Here is a 14,109-nt window from a genome sequence, read left to right as displayed (position 1 = left end):
GTTACGCGCCATCGCGGTCACGCCGCCAGCGCGATGCCATCCTTGCGGTGGTCGGAGGCGCCGTACATGACGCCGCGCGCCCAATCGACCTGCACTGCCTGGCAGCCGCCGAGAGCTTCATTGGCAAACTTGACGACATGGCCGCGTGCCGCGAGGTCGTCGGCAACGGCGGTCGGGATCGTCGACTCCAGCGAAAGCACGCCGTCGAAGGCGAAGCTGCGCGGTGCGTCCGAGGCCTGCTGGATGTCGAGGCCGCGATCGAGCACGCCCGAGAGGAACTGCAGATGTCCGGTCGCCTGATACTGGCCGCCCATGACGCCGAAGGCGATGGACGGCTTGCCGTCTTTGGCCAGCAGGCCGGGAATGATGGTGTGGAAGGGTCGCTTGCCCGGCGCGATCGCGTTGGGATGTCCCTCGATCAGGCGGAAGCCCGAGCCGCGGTTCTGGAGGAGCACGCCGGAGCGCGCGGCATAGATGCCGCTGCCGAAGCCGGAGAACAACGAGTTGATGAAGGAGACCATGTTGCCGTCGCGATCGACGACCGCGACATAGACGGTGTCGCGGTGCAAAGGCATGTCGAAATCGGTCGGGGCGCTTGCCGTCTTCAGGCTGATCTTCGCCCGGATGGCGGCGACCGAGGCGTCCGACAAAAAGGCCTCGACATCGAGCGGGTGGAAGGCCGGATCGGCGACAAGCGCGTCGCGCTGGCGGTAGGCGGCTTTGCTGGCCTCGGCGAGAAGATGGATGCGGTCGGCCTCGCTCAGCGCCTTGTCGGCGAGATCGAAGCCCGAGAGGATGCGCGCGATCAGCAGGGCTGCGACGCCCTGCCCGTTCGGCGGGCATTCCCAGAGCCGATGGCCGCGATAGTCGGCGCCGATAGGCTCGACATAGTCGGGCCGCGAGCCGCTCAAATCGCCCAACTCCATCAGTCCGCCTGCAGCCTTCAAGGTCGCGACGATATCCTCGGCGACGGCGCCCTCGTAGAAGGCCTGGCGCCCTTCCCTGCCGATGCGCCGCAGCGTCGCGCCCAAAGCAGGATGGGTCAGCCTGCTGCCGACAGTCGGCGGCTGCCCGCCGGGCAGGTAGACCGGGACGCCGGCGCCATGGCGCTCGATGCGGCCGCGATTGAGCGCCCAATCGTGGCCGGTTCGCGGGGTGACGACGAACCCTTCCTCGGCAGCGCGGATCGCGGCGCCGAGAACCTCCTCCAGTCCCTTGCGGCCGTGATCGGCGGAAAGCCTGCACCAGGCGTCGACCGCGCCGGGCACGGTCACGGCATGGGCTGAATCCGGGGCGATCACGGTGATGCCCTGCTGCTGGAACCAGGCAAGCTCGGCCTTCGCCGGCGCCCGGCCCGAGCCGTTGATGGCAACGGGCTCGCCATCGGCGGGCGCATAAATCGCAAAACAGTCGCCGCCGATGCCGGTCATATGCGGATCGACGACACCCTGCACGGCGACGGCTGCGATCGCGGCATCGACGGCATTGCCCCCGGCGCGCAGGATATCGACCGCGGCCAGCGTTGCCGCCGGGTGGGACGTCGCGGCAATGCCGCGATCGCCGACCGCCAGCGAGCGGCCCGGCACCATGAAATCACGCTGTCCGAAGGTCATGTCACGCGATCTCGGGGAGGTAGCGCCGGGACAATTCGTTGCGGTCGTCATAGGACGCCTCGAAGATGGCGGCGGCCAGCGTCGCGCGGACATGCAGGATGTCGGTGCCGATATTCTTGAAGCCGTGCCGGGCGCCGGCGGGAATCAGCACCGACTGATTGGCGGTGACGACCATCGTCTCCTCGCCGAGATAGATCTCGGCCGTGCCCGAAAACACCTCGAGAACCTCCTCGACCGCGTGAAGATGCATCGGCGCGCCGAGACCGAATTCGCAAAACTGGTCGAAGATGCAGAGCTGATGGCTTTTGACGACCGCGGAGACGCGCATCTGCGTCATCACGCCGTCGCGCCATTTTTCCTGCGGCTGCGTGTTGTGATCCAGCATGGTCATGATCGTCCCCTTCTGTCGTGCCGATCGGCGTATCGCAGTGAATTAGGTGAAGGCTGGCGACCGGACCCTCGCCGAAGCCAGGCGGCGCAGCGCGAGCGTCGCAGCCGGATATCAGTCGTTCCAGAGGCCGCCGGTGACGCTGATGGTCTCGCCGGTGATGTAGTCGGCCTGATCCGAGGCGAGGAAGGCGACCGCCTTGGCGATGTCCTCGGGGACGCCCGGCCGGCGCAACGGGATGGCCTGGGCGCGGTCATAGGCGCTCGGCAACCCTTCGGCCTTGCGCTTGACCTCGGATTCATCGCGCATCTTGGTGTCGACGATGAGGCCCGGCCCGACCGCGTTGACGCGCACGCCGTACTCGCCGACCTCGGTTGCGAGCGACTGGGTGATGCCGATGATCGCGAATTTCGAGGCACAATAGGCGCTGTAGGACGCCACGCCCGACTTGCCCATCCAGGAGGCGATGTTGACGATCGCGCCTTTGCGCCGCTCGACCATCTGCGGCGCGACCGCCTGCGTCATGTGGAAGAGCCCATCGACGTTGACGGCGAAATGCGCCTTCCAGTCGGCCTCGCTCATGTCGAGCAGCTTGCCGACCTTGAGGATGCCGGCATTGTTGACCAGGATATCGATCGGCCCGAGTTCCGCCATCAGCTTGCCGACGCCGGCCTCGACAGCGGCGCGCGACGAGACGTCGCCGCCGGCAAAGGCGACCTTGCCGCCCTTCGCCGACAGCTCGGCTGCGGCCTTCTGCGCCGCTGCTCCGTCGAGATCGAAGATGCCGACGTCGCAGCCCTCGGCCAGCAGCCGCGCTACGATACCCCTGCCGATGCCATAGGCGGCGCCTGTGACGATCGCCCTGCGCCCTTCAAGTCCGTACATCGAGTCTTGTCCTGTCGAAAAATGGTGTCAGCGCGCGGTCCAGCCGCCATCGGCGGTAAGCGTCGATCCGGTGGAGAAGGAGGAATCGTCGCTGGCGAGAAACAGCATGGCCCGGGCGATCTCGATCGGCTGGCCAAGCCGCTCCATCGCCTGGCGCTGCTCCAGCCCGCGACGCAGCTCGGCGGAATTGGGCGCCTTGAGGATCTCGGTGAAATAGGGCGACTCGATCGTGCCCGGCGCGACGCAGTTGATCCGGATCTTCGCCGCGACATGGTCGATCGCCATGGCCCGGGTCAGCGCCTGGACCGCCCCCTTGGAGGCGACATAGGCAGCGCGCTCGGCGATGCCGACATTGGCCACGGCGGAAGCCGTGTTGACGATGACGCCTCCGCCCTGCTTCTCCATCACCGGAATGGCGTGCTTGCAGCCGAAGAAGACGCCCTTGACGTTGACTGCCATCAGGGCGTCCCAATCGGCCTCGGACGTCGTCACCACCGTTCCGGCGAAGCCGAAGCCGGCATTGTTGACGAGGATGTCGAGCCGGCCATGCTGCGCGACGACGGCCTCGATCATCGCCGCGACCTCGGCTTCCTTACTGACATCGACATGATGGGCGATCGCCCTGCCGCCACTGCTCTCGATCTCGGCCGCCACACGCTGTGCCGACGCTTGATCACGGTCGGCGACGATCACGGTCGCGCCTTCCGAGGCGAAGAGTTTCGCGGCCTCATGGCCGATCCCGGATCCGGCGCCTGTGACGATCGCGATCCTATCTGCAAGCTTCATCCTGTCCGTTCCCATTCGCTGTCGATCCGGAGAGCCGTTCAGTTATCCCAGCGCCAGCGCAATGTCGTCGCATGATGCCGGGCGGCGCGCATCTGCGGAACCGACCTTTGCCGATCACCCGCAGGCCCTCTCATATATCGGCGCCCAAGTTCCTTCGGGGCGAGCATGGGAAAGCACAGGCCTGATCCGCTCGAATAAGTCTTTGACAGAGGAAGCTACGGAAACTCCGCGCCGCCGTCCAGCGTCATATATCAACAATGGGGCTTGTGCCTGGAGCCGGATAAACTGAGGAAGTGTGTAGAGGTCCGATTAGCGCCGGCCCGATGCGAGAGGCGCTAGGTATCCTGCCTGACATCCGTGTGACGGGGCTCGATATCGGCCGGGCGAATCGCCTTGCCGGTCGCGCTGCGTACCATCGTCCTCGCCAGAGCGGCGATGATGATCACCAGCGGCAGGGCCCAGATGGCGCTGTCGGTGAGCGCGAGCCAGAGCGCCAGCGCTGAGGTCGCGATGATTGCGATTGCGTACCACATGCCTTCGACGTGGGCAGCGCCAAGTCGAACGACAATACCCGGCTTGATCAGGTGCCTTCCGATCGGTTGACGGGAAGCGCCGCATTGTCCGCGTCGCACCGTTTCTTCAGCGGAGTGGCCTCCTGCCGGTTCTGTGGACGGTGAGTTAAGCTAATCCGACCTTCTTTTCGAACTCGGCCGGGCTGAGATAGCGCGACAAGTCGAGGGCCTGCGGATCGTGTTGTAGAACCTCTCGACGTAATCGAACACATCGGCCCTGGCTGCGTCGCGCGTTCGCTAGACCTCGCCCCTGATCCGCTCGTTTTCAGCGAGGAAACCCGAAGGGCCGCGCGAAGCAGCGAATAAGCTCGCCATGCGGCGTTGTCCCAGACGTTGCCCGATCGGCTCATCGAGCAGGTGACCCCGTTCTCGGTCAGCAGCTCCTGGAAGTGAGTCGGAGCCGGCTGGAGACAGGCGTCAAACCGATGCTGTCCTTATCGCGCGATTTTTATGCAAGGTTTGCTTTGTTTGTGTCCGTCACGTTTGACGCGCCGATCTTATGAAGCGCTTCACGCGCAATCTATCAATTGTCGCAAGCTTTCATGTCCGCTTTCTGGGGGCCGACCTTTAGTCAGGTATATGACGAATGGCGCCCGGAAGCGGGCGGGCGATGCTTGGCCTAGAGCAGAAGTTGGGATCGTCCGGTTTCGGGCGCTCTGATTGGCGCTCCAGCGCGATTAACCTCCCGGGCCAGCTCGAAAGTGACAAAAGCCTGGCGTTCGTCCGCGACCTTGGGATCGGGAAAGCACGGTGGATCGGCGATAAAGTTGGTCGGTTAGATGATCGCAAAAGCCGATCACGGGTCGATCCGCATTGGCTGATCAGCGTGCGAATATCCGATGCAGACGTTCCCAGTCAGGACTATCCTCAAAAGATCGCGATCCAGCGAGCGGGATGTCCGGCTGAGACGGTGATCAGCGACGACCAGCGCCTCGTCCCAGGCAGGCGTCGCTGCTTCCATCGATTTGCGCGGGGCCAGCCCTTCCCGCACAGTCGAACTCAGGTCGTAGCGGCCCCGGCGACTTTTTCGAGCCGTGCGAAACACAGATCGAGTTCGGCGTCGGTCACGGTCATGGGCAGAGAAAAGCCGATGCTATCGGGGCCTTTGGACGTCGTCGAAAGACCGGCTTCAAAGCAGGTGGAGACCAACCGGCCTGCGAATTTCGGCCCGGGTTCCATGCCGAATGCCGCAGGGTCGAACTCGATGGCGAGCAGCAGTCCTCGCCCTCTTACGCCGACAATGGCGGAGGCTTCACCCGCGAGAGCGGCGATGCGCGACCGGATGCGTTGCTCGAGCTCGGCGGCGCGTTGCACCAGGCCATCACGCTCGATGATCTCGATCGCGGTCAGGGCCGCCCGCGTGGTCAGCGGGTTCTTTTCGTGAGTGTAGTGGCCGAGGTCGAGCTCAGGCGCGACATCCAGGCGCGCGTCGGCGATGATGGCGGCGATCGGCAAGACTCCGGCGCCGAGCGCCTTGCCCAGTACCACCGCGTCGGGTACGGCGCCGACATGTTCGAAGGCGAAGAAGCGGCCGGTCTTGCCGAGGCCGGAGGGGATTTCGTCGAAGATCAGTAGCGTATCGTGTCGGTTGCAGAGATCGCGCACCTCGGCCCAGAGCCCATCCGGCGGTACATGGCAGTTGGAGCGGATCGGCTCGGCCACGACCGCCGCGATGCCGGACTGTGACTGCGCGAAGGCTTCGCGCATCTCCGCGAGCATGCGCTGCGCGCCGTCCGGCGCCCAATAGGGCGTCACATGCCGCCGGCCTTGGAGAAAGGGGCCGAGACGCGGATCGGCTGAGGCTTTCGAAAGCCCGAAGGCCCCAAAGCCATGGCCATGATAGGAGCCTTCGAGCGAGATCGTCTCATGACGGCCCGTCGCAACGCGCGCAAGCTTCAGTGCGACCTCGACGGCATCCGAACCGCCGGTCGTGAAAAGGACCTTGGCGCGCGCGCCGGGCCAGTACGCCAGCAGCTTCTCGGCGAGCGCGACAGCGGGTTCATTGGTGAAGCGTCGTGGCGAGAAAGGCAGCGTGTCGAGCTGACGCTTCAAGGCCGCGATCACCACCGGGTGACGATGCCCGATATGGTGCGCGGTGTTGCCGTGCAGATCGATGAAGCGCCGCCCCTCGACGTCTTCGAGCCAGATGCCTTCCGCTGCGCGCAGCGCCGACAGGCAAGGGCTCGATCCCTTCTGGTGGAAGAAGGCGGCTGCGTCGCGCGATACGAGATTGTCTTTCATGGCCACCGTCATTTCGAAAGTGCCGGGAAGCGCGGAAGCGCCAGCCAACGCAGGGGCGAGAGCCGGCGCCGGCCAGGCTCCCGGCCCTTCTCGATCAGTCTTGCGAGGCCGATGGCCGCAAGCGCGAAGGCCAACAGGACGAGGCTCTTGGCGGCGGCATAGCCATATTCGCCGGAACCGGCGTGGTTGAAGATCGCGACCGAGGCGAGCTTGTGGTTGCCGGAGACCAGGAAGATCACCGAGGATAGCGTCGTCAGCGCGTCGATGAAGACATAGAGCATGCCGAGCAACAGGGCCGGCAGCAGGATCGGCAATGTCACGCTCAGGAAGCGCGATACGAGGCCTGCCCCCAGGCTTTCGGCGGCTTCGTCGATGGAGCGGTCAATGCGCTGCAGGGCTGCGCGCGCGGCGAGCACGCCGACGAAAATGTTAGAGAACAGGACGTTGATGACGAGGATCGCCGAAGTACCGGTGAGCGACAGGCTCGGAACGCCGAAGGGCACGTTGAAGGCGACGATATATCCGATGCCGAAGATGATGCCGGGCAGGATTGCCGGCACCAGCACGAGAAAGACGATCAGGTTGGCGCCCGGCGGCCGCAGGCGCTCAACGACATAGGCGATGACGACCGCGAACAGCCCGCCGAGAGGGCCGGCAATCAGGCCGATGCGCAGGCTTTCCCAGACGAGGTCCAGACCGCGCTCGGAGCTGCCATAGCCAGTGCCGGCGAGGCCGACCTTGACGCCTTCGCCTGTGAAATAGCCGAGAGTCAGGCCCCAGTCGCTGCCCCAGATCTTCGTCACCGCGCCGAGCGCCATGGTGCCGTAGACCGCGAAGATGAGCGCGCCGACGGTTCCCGCCAGCGCGGTCAGGCCGATGCGCCAGGAACGGGGCATGGGCAGCTCGGAGCGTCCCGCGGCGCTCGCGCTCGAATAGCCCTTCCGGCGCCCTGTCAACTCCAGGCCAAGGTAGAGCAGAAGTGAGGGGATGATCATCCAGACACAAAGCGCCGCCGCCAGAGGCGTGTTTCGGTAGGCGGTGATCTCGTCGTAGACGATGCCGGCGAGAACCGGGGTGTCGCGCCCGAGAATGAGCGGATTGCCGAAATCCGTCAGGCTCATGATGAAAACAAGCACGATCGCGCGTTTGATCGCGGGCATGGCCAACGGTAGCGTGACGTGGCGAAAGGTCGTGAAGTGGCTGGCGCCGAGACCCGCTGCCGCCTCGTCGATGCGCCCGTCCTGCCGGCGCAGAACATTGTCGAGAATGATCAGCGTGGCTGGCATGAACGACAATGTCTGCGCCAGGACGACGCCCAGAAGACCGTAGAGATTGGTCTCGTCGGCGTCGATCAGCCCCAGGCTCCGGTCGAGCAGCGAATGCGTCACCAATCCGCGTCGGCCGAACAGCATCACCGTCGCGGTCGCGATCAACACCGGGGGCGCGACCAGCGGCATCAGGAAGACGCCTCTCATCACGGAAGGCCATGGCACACCGCCGCAATTGATGCCGTAGGCCAGCGCGAAGGCGAGCGACACTGTGAAGAAGACCGACATGGCGGCGAGCGTCAGGCTGTTGAATGCGGCATTGCGGAGATAGGAATCCTGAAAGACCTTGAGGTAGTGGTCGAGCCCCCAGCGCTCCTCGGAGCCATTGCGCAGCGTGTCGAACGCCTGTTGGCCGATCAGACCTTTCACTCTAAAGGCGAGCGCAGTCCGCTTGTGCAGCATCACATGCGCGAGCGCCTGATTATCGACGACCTCGGCCTGATCCTGCAGCGTCAGCGCGGCCAGCGCGACCTGCCTTGCCAGGGCTTGATCGGAATAGGGCGCCTTGCGATCCCAAGGTGGAGTCAGCCCGGCGAGGCGGAACGCGGTCGCGGTCGCTTCGACGTTTTCCGGCTCGGTCGCCGTCTCGGTCCAGCGGCGCATCAGGGCCGTCCTGTCTTCCACCGACAGCCGGCCGAGCGCATCGGCAGTCACCGTCTTGAGACGTGCAGGCGGCATCGGACCTGAGATGACGAAGCTATTGACCAGTACGGCGCCGATGGGCACGCCGATGAAGACCACTAGCAGCAGCGCGACGACGCCGCTGATGATCGCACCCGGCAATTGCCGCAGCAGGCGCGTCACGGCTGACTCCGACGAGGAATCAACGCCGCGCGGGTCGCATCTGGCACGACAGCGACGGACGCGCCACGTGCCCCGACCCGCTCGACCTCGTGTGACGGGCAGTCGGCAATGACGGTACGCCCTGAGTCGAGCGTTACCGTGAGGCGCACAAATGCACCGAGGAAGGCCGAACTCGCGATCCGCCCGGTCAGTCCCGCCCCTCCGGCGTTGGCGACGGGCATGACCGCAAGATGCTCGGGCCGGTAGACCGCGGTGACGAGCTCTCCGGACCTGATCTCAGACGGGAACACTATCGGCCAGATTTCGCCATATGAGTCCAGGCCGTCGGCGCCCGCATGCCCTTCGACCAGGTTCGAGACCCCGATGAACTGGGCCAGGAAGATGGAGCCGGGCCGGTGGTAGATCTGTGCCGGCGTGCCGATCTGCTCGATGCAGCCGTTGCGCATCACTGCGACCCTGTCCGACAGGGCCAGGGCCTCTTCCTGGTCATGCGTCACGTAGAGCGTCGTGATGCCGAGCTTGTCGATGATCGATCGCAATTCGTTGCGCAGCTTGACGCGGATGCGCGCATCCAGTGCCGACATCGGCTCGTCTAGCAGCAGTACCTCCGGATCGGAAGCCAGCGCTCGCGCTAATGCGACGCGCTGCTGCTGGCCGCCGGACAGCTCGTGCGGATAGCGTTCGAGGAGCAGCTCCATCTCGACGAGTCGCGCCAGTTCGGTGACGCGCCGCTCCCGTTCGTCGCGGCCGCGCGAGGCGATCGTCAGTGCGAAGCCGATGTTCTCTGCGACGGTCTTCGTCGGGAACAGCGCGTAGGACTGGAACACGAAGCCCATGCGCCGGCGCGCCGGGGCCATCTCGGTGACATCCTGCTCTGCGCGCAGGACGCGCCCGCCATCAGGCCGCACGAAGCCTGCTATGATCCTGAGCAAACTTGTCTTGCCACACCCGGAGTCGCCCAGAAGCGTGACGAACTCTCCCTTGGCGAGTTCCAGCGACACGCCGTCGACCGCCCGGGTGGTACCACCATAGGATTTGACGATGTCGCGCACCGCCAGATGCGGCCGGCCCTCGCGAAGGGCCGGCCGCTCCGCGGCCAGAGGCGCGGCCGCTAGTTCGATCACCGTTCGCGACCCGTCACTGCTTGAGGATGCGGCTGGCGAATTCGCGCCGGAAGGCGGTCATGTCGACCGGGCGGCGCATCTGCCAGAGCGTAATCTGTTTCAGATCGACCAGGCCGTGTCCGGGCACGGCTGTGGCACCGACAACCTTGCCGAGCACAGCGGCGGCGTCGTCCCCCGCCATGAAATCGAGGAAGATCCTGGCTTCGGCCGGGTTGGGGCCGCCGGCGACCAAGCCACCGCCCTCGGTGACATTGGGCGTGATCCGGCCATAGACGATCTCGACCGGCCTGCCAGAGGCCTTGGTCTCGAAGCAGGTGGTGTCGAAGGTCAGGCCGATCGCGACCTCGCCCGAGCCCGCCAACTGCGCGCCGCCCGAGCCGCCATCGGAATACTGGTAGACGTTCTCGTTCAGGTTCTCGACGAACGGCCAGCCGAAAGCGTCGACGAATGTCGTCAGGATAGCGCCGCCGGTGCCCGATTTGAGCGGCGACGGCAGCGAAATCTCCTTGCGATACACCGGCCTGATCAAGTCTTCCCAGGTCGCAGGCATTGGCAGGCCCTTTTGCGCCAGCCGCTCCTTGTTGACGACCATGCACATCGTCGTGGCGAAGTACTTGCTGTAGAAGCCATCAGCATCGCGGAAGGCGGGCAGGATCTTCGATCCCTTCGGCTCGTAGGGCTCGAAAACGCCGGCCTGCTTGAGTTGCTCCAGGGCGACGTTGTTGACGAGATAGACGACGTCGGCCTGCGGCTTGGCCTTCTCGGCGATGGCGCGCTCGGCGATCGGGCCGGTCGAACCCGACACGAATTTCACTTCGATATCAGGGTGCTTCTTCTTGAAAGCGCTGACGAGCGCGTTATTGACGCTGTCGGAGGCGTTGTAGATCACAACCTCTCTAGCGAGCGCGGGGCTGCCCGCCAGTGTGAACGCGGCGGCGGCGATGGCGGCGATCCGCGCGATGCTGTTGGTGAGGTTTGGCATCAGTGTCTCCCACAGAGCTGCTGTGATATAAGTGTTGCTAAATCGTGTGACACTGTAATGAAGCTAAGCTTATCGGAACGGCGCCCCTTCCCATGAATCTGTCCCAACTCCGCGCCTTCCACGCCGTCGCGAGCCATCGCACTTTCTCCGCCGCAGCCCACGCACTGGGCGTCAGCCAGCCCGCGGTCACCCAGCACGTAAAATCCCTCGAGGATGCAGTTGGGACGCGCCTGTTCCAGCGCACTGCGGGCGGCGTAGAGCTGACGCCGGACGCTCTCGACCTGCTGCCCAAGGTCCGGCAGGCGATCCTCATGCTTGATGACATCTCCGCCCGAATGAGCGACAGCCGTAGCCTCGCCGCAGGGTACCTCGCCATCGGTCTGTGCGCGCCCTATGTGGCTATGCCGGTTCTGGAACGCTTCATTGCGGCGCATCCCGGAGTGCAGCTCGACGTGCGGCTCGCAAATTCGAGCAGTCTGCTGGAACTTGTCGCGCAGCACCGTGTCGACATCGCCATCGCCACACTGCGCCAGCCACATCCCGACTTTGCATGCGACTTTCTGCTGGACCAGCGCGTCGAGATCCTGGTGCATGCCGGTCATCCCTGGTGGGAGCGCAGGCAGATCGAAGCGTCCGAACTCTCAGGTCAGCGCCTCGTGACGCGGGAGGCCGGCTCGATGACGCGCCATCTCTTCGAGGCAGCGCTGGCGGAGCGAGGCATCGAGATCACGCCGCATCTCGTTTTAGGTAGTCGCGAGGCCGTCAAGGAGGCGGTGGCTGCCGGGATTGGCATCGGTATCGTACTTGACCGGGAGCGCGGCTTGGATCCTCGGCTGCGCACGCTGACAATGTCCGACTTCAATATCTTTGCTGGGGAATATCTGGTCACGCGCCGGGAGACCCGCAGCTTGGGAAGCGTCGGCGCTTTCGTCGCGACTGCGCTCGCTGCCTTCAAAGAAGAGGCGGTGGATCGCCCCTAGCGGTCTTGGTTCTGGGGTTGGGAGCGAAGTCCTTGGCGACGCCGAGGCACCGAAACTTATAGTTGATCGACGCGGAGCATCTGCAGGAAATTGACGATGGCGGGGTCGTCAGCGTCGCGGCGGAAGACAACCTCGGTGCCGATCTGGATCGTGTTGCCCGCGATGGGCCGGTAGACCACGTGCTCGCCGATGCTGATGGAGCTGACCGACGATGGCACGATGGCCACGCCCAGTCCGGCGCCGACAAGGCTGATGAGAGAAAATCCGCTGCGCGCCTCATATGCAACGCGCGGCGCAAACCCGAGCGTCAACTGGACCAACGAGCGGTCCTGCTCGACGTCCGACCCGACATAGAGAATGAAGGGTTCGTCGGCGAGCGCCTCACGCGGAATCCGGCTGCGCCGCGCGAGGGGATGATCGACCGGAAGCGCGATCCGCAGCGGCCATTCCATCAGGCGGATCGCATCAAGATCCTGCGGCAGCTTCCAGGCAGGGCTTCCGATAAAGCTGGCGAGGAAGCCGATCTGGATTCGGCCTTCCAGCAACTGCGCGATCTGAGTGCTCGGATGCAGTTCGTGCAGTCCGAGCTCGACGTCGGGCATTTGCCGGCGGTACTCTCGCAGGGTTTTTGACAGCACCCCAGAATAGGAAACATCGGCGGAGTAGCCGATCTCAATGCGGCCGATCTCGCCGCGCCCCGCCCGGCGGGCCACCGATGCGGCATGCTGCGCCTGTTCGAGGGTGCGGCGGGCCTCCCTAAGGAACAGCCGGCCAGCCTCCGTCAGTGTCACGACCCGGTTCGTCCGGTTAAGGAGCCGGACCCCCAGCGTCTCCTCCAGGGCCTTGATCTGGATGCTCAGGGCCGGCTGCGCGATGTGGAGCCGCTCCGCGGCTCGACCAAAATGAAGTTCTTCGGCCGTCGCGACGAAGTACCTGAGGTGACGAAGGTCCATCGGTATAATTCTCAAATCAGAACTGCAAAAACAATATCGTAGACATCAGACCTGCCGCAACCAACGCCTCTTCCTGCCGCCGCAAAGGATAGATGGACTTCGGCTTTGGTGTCCGGCCCATGTCTGCCCGTAAGGTGCCTCGAAGCGGAACAAACGCACGGTCTCCCATGGAGCCGCTTCGTCCTGAAGGCGTAGCCCGTCCTAAGCAGTTTCTCTGCGCAGCAGCAGCACTGACGTCGGCTATTGATATCTTTTATCAATCGCAAATCTAATAATAATATATTGGACCGTATTTATCGGCCTACGTATTCCATCGCTCCGAGCTTTGGCTTTCAGCCAGCGAAAGGGGCATGTGATGGAGTACAACCGTCGATGGCGGGTATCGGCCTGTTGCATGGCAATGCTTGCCGTGTCGGGCTTGGCCGCCTGTCAGGATGAGACCAGCGGCCCGGAGAACCCGCCGACCGCAGTGCAGGTCGAGGCGGCGACGCTGGCCGACTATGCGCCGACTATTCGACTGACCGGCGAGATTCGCCCACGGGTCGAGAGCGACCTGTCCTTTCGGGTCGGAGGTCGCATCACCGAGCGCCTGGTCAATGTCGGCGACCACGTGGCGGCCGACCAGGTGCTGGCCAGGCTCGATCCGCAGCAGCAGCGGGCGACAGTCACTGCCGCCGAGGCCGCGGTCCTTTCCGCGGAGGCTGTGCTGCGCCAGGCGACCTCCAGCTACGAGCGCCAGAAGGCGTTGCTCGCCCGAGGCTTCACGACCCAGCGCGAACACGATCAGGCCCAGGAAGCCTACCGCACGGCCGACGCCACCCTCGTTGACGCCAGAGCTCAGCTCGGCACAGCGCGCGATCGTCTGTCCGACACGGTGCTGCAGGCCGGCGTTGCCGGCGTCATCACGGCGCGCAATGCCGAAACCGGGCAGGTCATGCAAGCGGCGCAGACCGTATTCTCGATCGCCCAGGACGGGCCGCGCGATGCGGTGTTCAACGTCAACGAGTCGATCTTCACTCGCGAGCCCGCAGACCCCGCCATCGCGCTGTCTCTCGTGTCCGACCCCGCCATCACGGCAACAGGCGCCGTACGGGAGGTCTCGCCCACTGTGGACAGGCTCACGGGGACCGTCAGGGTCAAAGTCGGCCTCGCGCAGTCGCCGGCAGCGATGACGCTCGGCGCCTCGGTCATCGGCGAGGGCCGGATGCAGTCGCATAAGCTCGTCGTGGTGCCGTGGAGTGCGCTCTCGAGCGGAAGCGGCCAACCGGCCGTGTGGACCGTCGACCCCCTGACGAACGCAGTGTTGCTGAAGCCGATCACCGTCGAAGGCTACGAAACCGGGAAGGTTTTCATGCGCGAGGGGCTCCAACCCGGCGAGATGGTCGCGACCGGCGGGGCGCAGTTCCTTCGACCCGGCCAGGTTGTCGCGGTTGCCAAAGGAGCGGCCCGATGA

General features: G+C 64.9%; 12 protein-coding genes and 1 pseudogene. 2 read left to right on the top strand and 11 right to left on the bottom strand.

The annotated features are described in order from the left end of the window. Positions 1-17: 17 nt before the first annotated feature. The 10 genes and pseudogenes from AXW83_RS03015 to AXW83_RS02975 all read right to left on the bottom strand — a co-directional run bounded on the left by AXW83_RS03015 (position 18) and on the right by AXW83_RS02975 (position 10,723). On the bottom strand, positions 18-1,613 hold the full coding sequence (locus tag AXW83_RS03015; protein WP_066610496.1) for a gamma-glutamyltransferase family protein: 1,596 nt from the start codon (positions 1,611-1,613) through the stop codon (positions 18-20). Position 1,614: 1 nt separating this feature from the next. Further along, positions 1,615-2,004, bottom strand: coding sequence for a cupin domain-containing protein (locus AXW83_RS03010; protein WP_066610495.1), 390 nt, complete (start codon positions 2,002-2,004; stop codon positions 1,615-1,617). A 111-nt stretch (positions 2,005-2,115) separates the two neighbouring features. Beyond that, positions 2,116-2,886 (bottom strand): SDR family NAD(P)-dependent oxidoreductase, encoded by a 771-nt coding sequence (locus tag AXW83_RS03005; protein WP_066610493.1) that lies wholly within the window; start codon positions 2,884-2,886, stop codon positions 2,116-2,118. A 27-nt stretch (positions 2,887-2,913) separates the two neighbouring features. After that, the gene (locus AXW83_RS03000) at positions 2,914-3,672 is read right to left on the bottom strand and encodes an SDR family oxidoreductase (protein WP_066610491.1); all 759 of its coding nucleotides are present in this window, start codon (positions 3,670-3,672) and stop codon (positions 2,914-2,916) included. A gap of 335 nt (positions 3,673-4,007) precedes the next feature. Continuing rightward, positions 4,008-4,205, bottom strand: coding sequence for a hypothetical protein (locus AXW83_RS02995; RefSeq protein WP_066610489.1), 198 nt, complete (start codon positions 4,203-4,205; stop codon positions 4,008-4,010). Positions 4,206-4,350: 145 nt separating this feature from the next. Further along, a pseudogene (locus AXW83_RS27710) lies at positions 4,351-4,672 on the bottom strand (IS3 family transposase); the annotation flags it as partial. A 571-nt stretch (positions 4,673-5,243) separates the two neighbouring features. After that, positions 5,244-6,485 (bottom strand): aminotransferase class III-fold pyridoxal phosphate-dependent enzyme, encoded by a 1,242-nt coding sequence (locus tag AXW83_RS02990; RefSeq protein WP_066619719.1) that lies wholly within the window; start codon positions 6,483-6,485, stop codon positions 5,244-5,246. 8 nt (positions 6,486-6,493) lie between these two features. Beyond that, entirely contained in the window at positions 6,494-8,617 is a 2,124-nt protein-coding gene (locus AXW83_RS02985; protein ID WP_066610487.1) for an ABC transporter permease, read from the bottom strand. Beyond that, complete coding sequence (locus tag AXW83_RS28190) at positions 8,614-9,669, bottom strand: ABC transporter ATP-binding protein (protein WP_442855216.1); 1,056 nt, start codon at positions 9,667-9,669, stop codon at positions 8,614-8,616. Before AXW83_RS28190 ends, AXW83_RS02985 begins: the two co-directional genes overlap by 4 nt. 85 nt (positions 9,670-9,754) lie before the next feature. Beyond that, entirely contained in the window at positions 9,755-10,723 is a 969-nt protein-coding gene (locus AXW83_RS02975) for an extracellular solute-binding protein (RefSeq protein ID WP_066610485.1), read from the bottom strand. 92 nt (positions 10,724-10,815) lie between these two features. Here AXW83_RS02975 and AXW83_RS02970 point away from each other — a divergent pair, with 92 nt between their 5' ends. Beyond that, the gene (locus AXW83_RS02970) at positions 10,816-11,703 is read left to right on the top strand and encodes a LysR substrate-binding domain-containing protein (RefSeq protein ID WP_066610484.1); all 888 of its coding nucleotides are present in this window, start codon (positions 10,816-10,818) and stop codon (positions 11,701-11,703) included. A 56-nt stretch (positions 11,704-11,759) separates the two neighbouring features. Here the strand turns inward: AXW83_RS02970 and AXW83_RS02965 are convergent, their stop codons facing one another. Beyond that, positions 11,760-12,656, bottom strand: coding sequence for a LysR substrate-binding domain-containing protein (locus AXW83_RS02965; protein ID WP_066610482.1), 897 nt, complete (start codon positions 12,654-12,656; stop codon positions 11,760-11,762). A gap of 394 nt (positions 12,657-13,050) precedes the next feature. On the opposite strand from AXW83_RS02965, the gene AXW83_RS02960 reads away from it, so the two are divergent. Further along, the gene (locus AXW83_RS02960; RefSeq protein ID WP_236841802.1) at positions 13,051-14,109 is read left to right on the top strand and encodes an efflux RND transporter periplasmic adaptor subunit; all 1,059 of its coding nucleotides are present in this window, start codon (positions 13,051-13,053) and stop codon (positions 14,107-14,109) included.

Origin of the sequence: Bosea sp. PAMC 26642, from assembly GCF_001562255.1 — a bacterium.
Classification (GTDB): Bacteria; Pseudomonadota; Alphaproteobacteria; order Rhizobiales; family Beijerinckiaceae; genus Allobosea.
Note: the sequence above shows the minus strand (reverse complement) of the source record. Positions and strands in the feature narration are given on the sequence as shown.

What these genes read in the sequence shown, in the direction of transcription:
- AXW83_RS03005 (WP_066610493.1), bottom strand. Translation starts at nt 2,886, where the DNA reads ATGTACGGACTTGAAGGGCGCAGGGCGATCGTCACAGGCGCCGCCTAT.
- AXW83_RS02990 (WP_066619719.1), bottom strand. Translation starts at nt 6,485, where the DNA reads ATGAAAGACAATCTCGTATCGCGCGACGCAGCCGCCTTCTTCCACCAG.
- AXW83_RS02960 (WP_236841802.1), top strand. Translation starts at nt 13,051, where the DNA reads ATGGCAATGCTTGCCGTGTCGGGCTTGGCCGCCTGTCAGGATGAGACC.
- AXW83_RS02970 (WP_066610484.1), top strand. Translation starts at nt 10,816, where the DNA reads ATGAATCTGTCCCAACTCCGCGCCTTCCACGCCGTCGCGAGCCATCGC.
- AXW83_RS03000 (WP_066610491.1), bottom strand. Translation starts at nt 3,672, where the DNA reads ATGAAGCTTGCAGATAGGATCGCGATCGTCACAGGCGCCGGATCCGGG.
- AXW83_RS03015 (WP_066610496.1), bottom strand. Translation starts at nt 1,613, where the DNA reads ATGACCTTCGGACAGCGTGATTTCATGGTGCCGGGCCGCTCGCTGGCG.
- AXW83_RS02965 (WP_066610482.1), bottom strand. Translation starts at nt 12,656, where the DNA reads ATGGACCTTCGTCACCTCAGGTACTTCGTCGCGACGGCCGAAGAACTT.
- AXW83_RS02995 (WP_066610489.1), bottom strand. Translation starts at nt 4,205, where the DNA reads ATGTGGTACGCAATCGCAATCATCGCGACCTCAGCGCTGGCGCTCTGG.
- AXW83_RS02975 (WP_066610485.1), bottom strand. Translation starts at nt 10,723, where the DNA reads ATGCCAAACCTCACCAACAGCATCGCGCGGATCGCCGCCATCGCCGCC.
- AXW83_RS03010 (WP_066610495.1), bottom strand. Translation starts at nt 2,004, where the DNA reads ATGACCATGCTGGATCACAACACGCAGCCGCAGGAAAAATGGCGCGAC.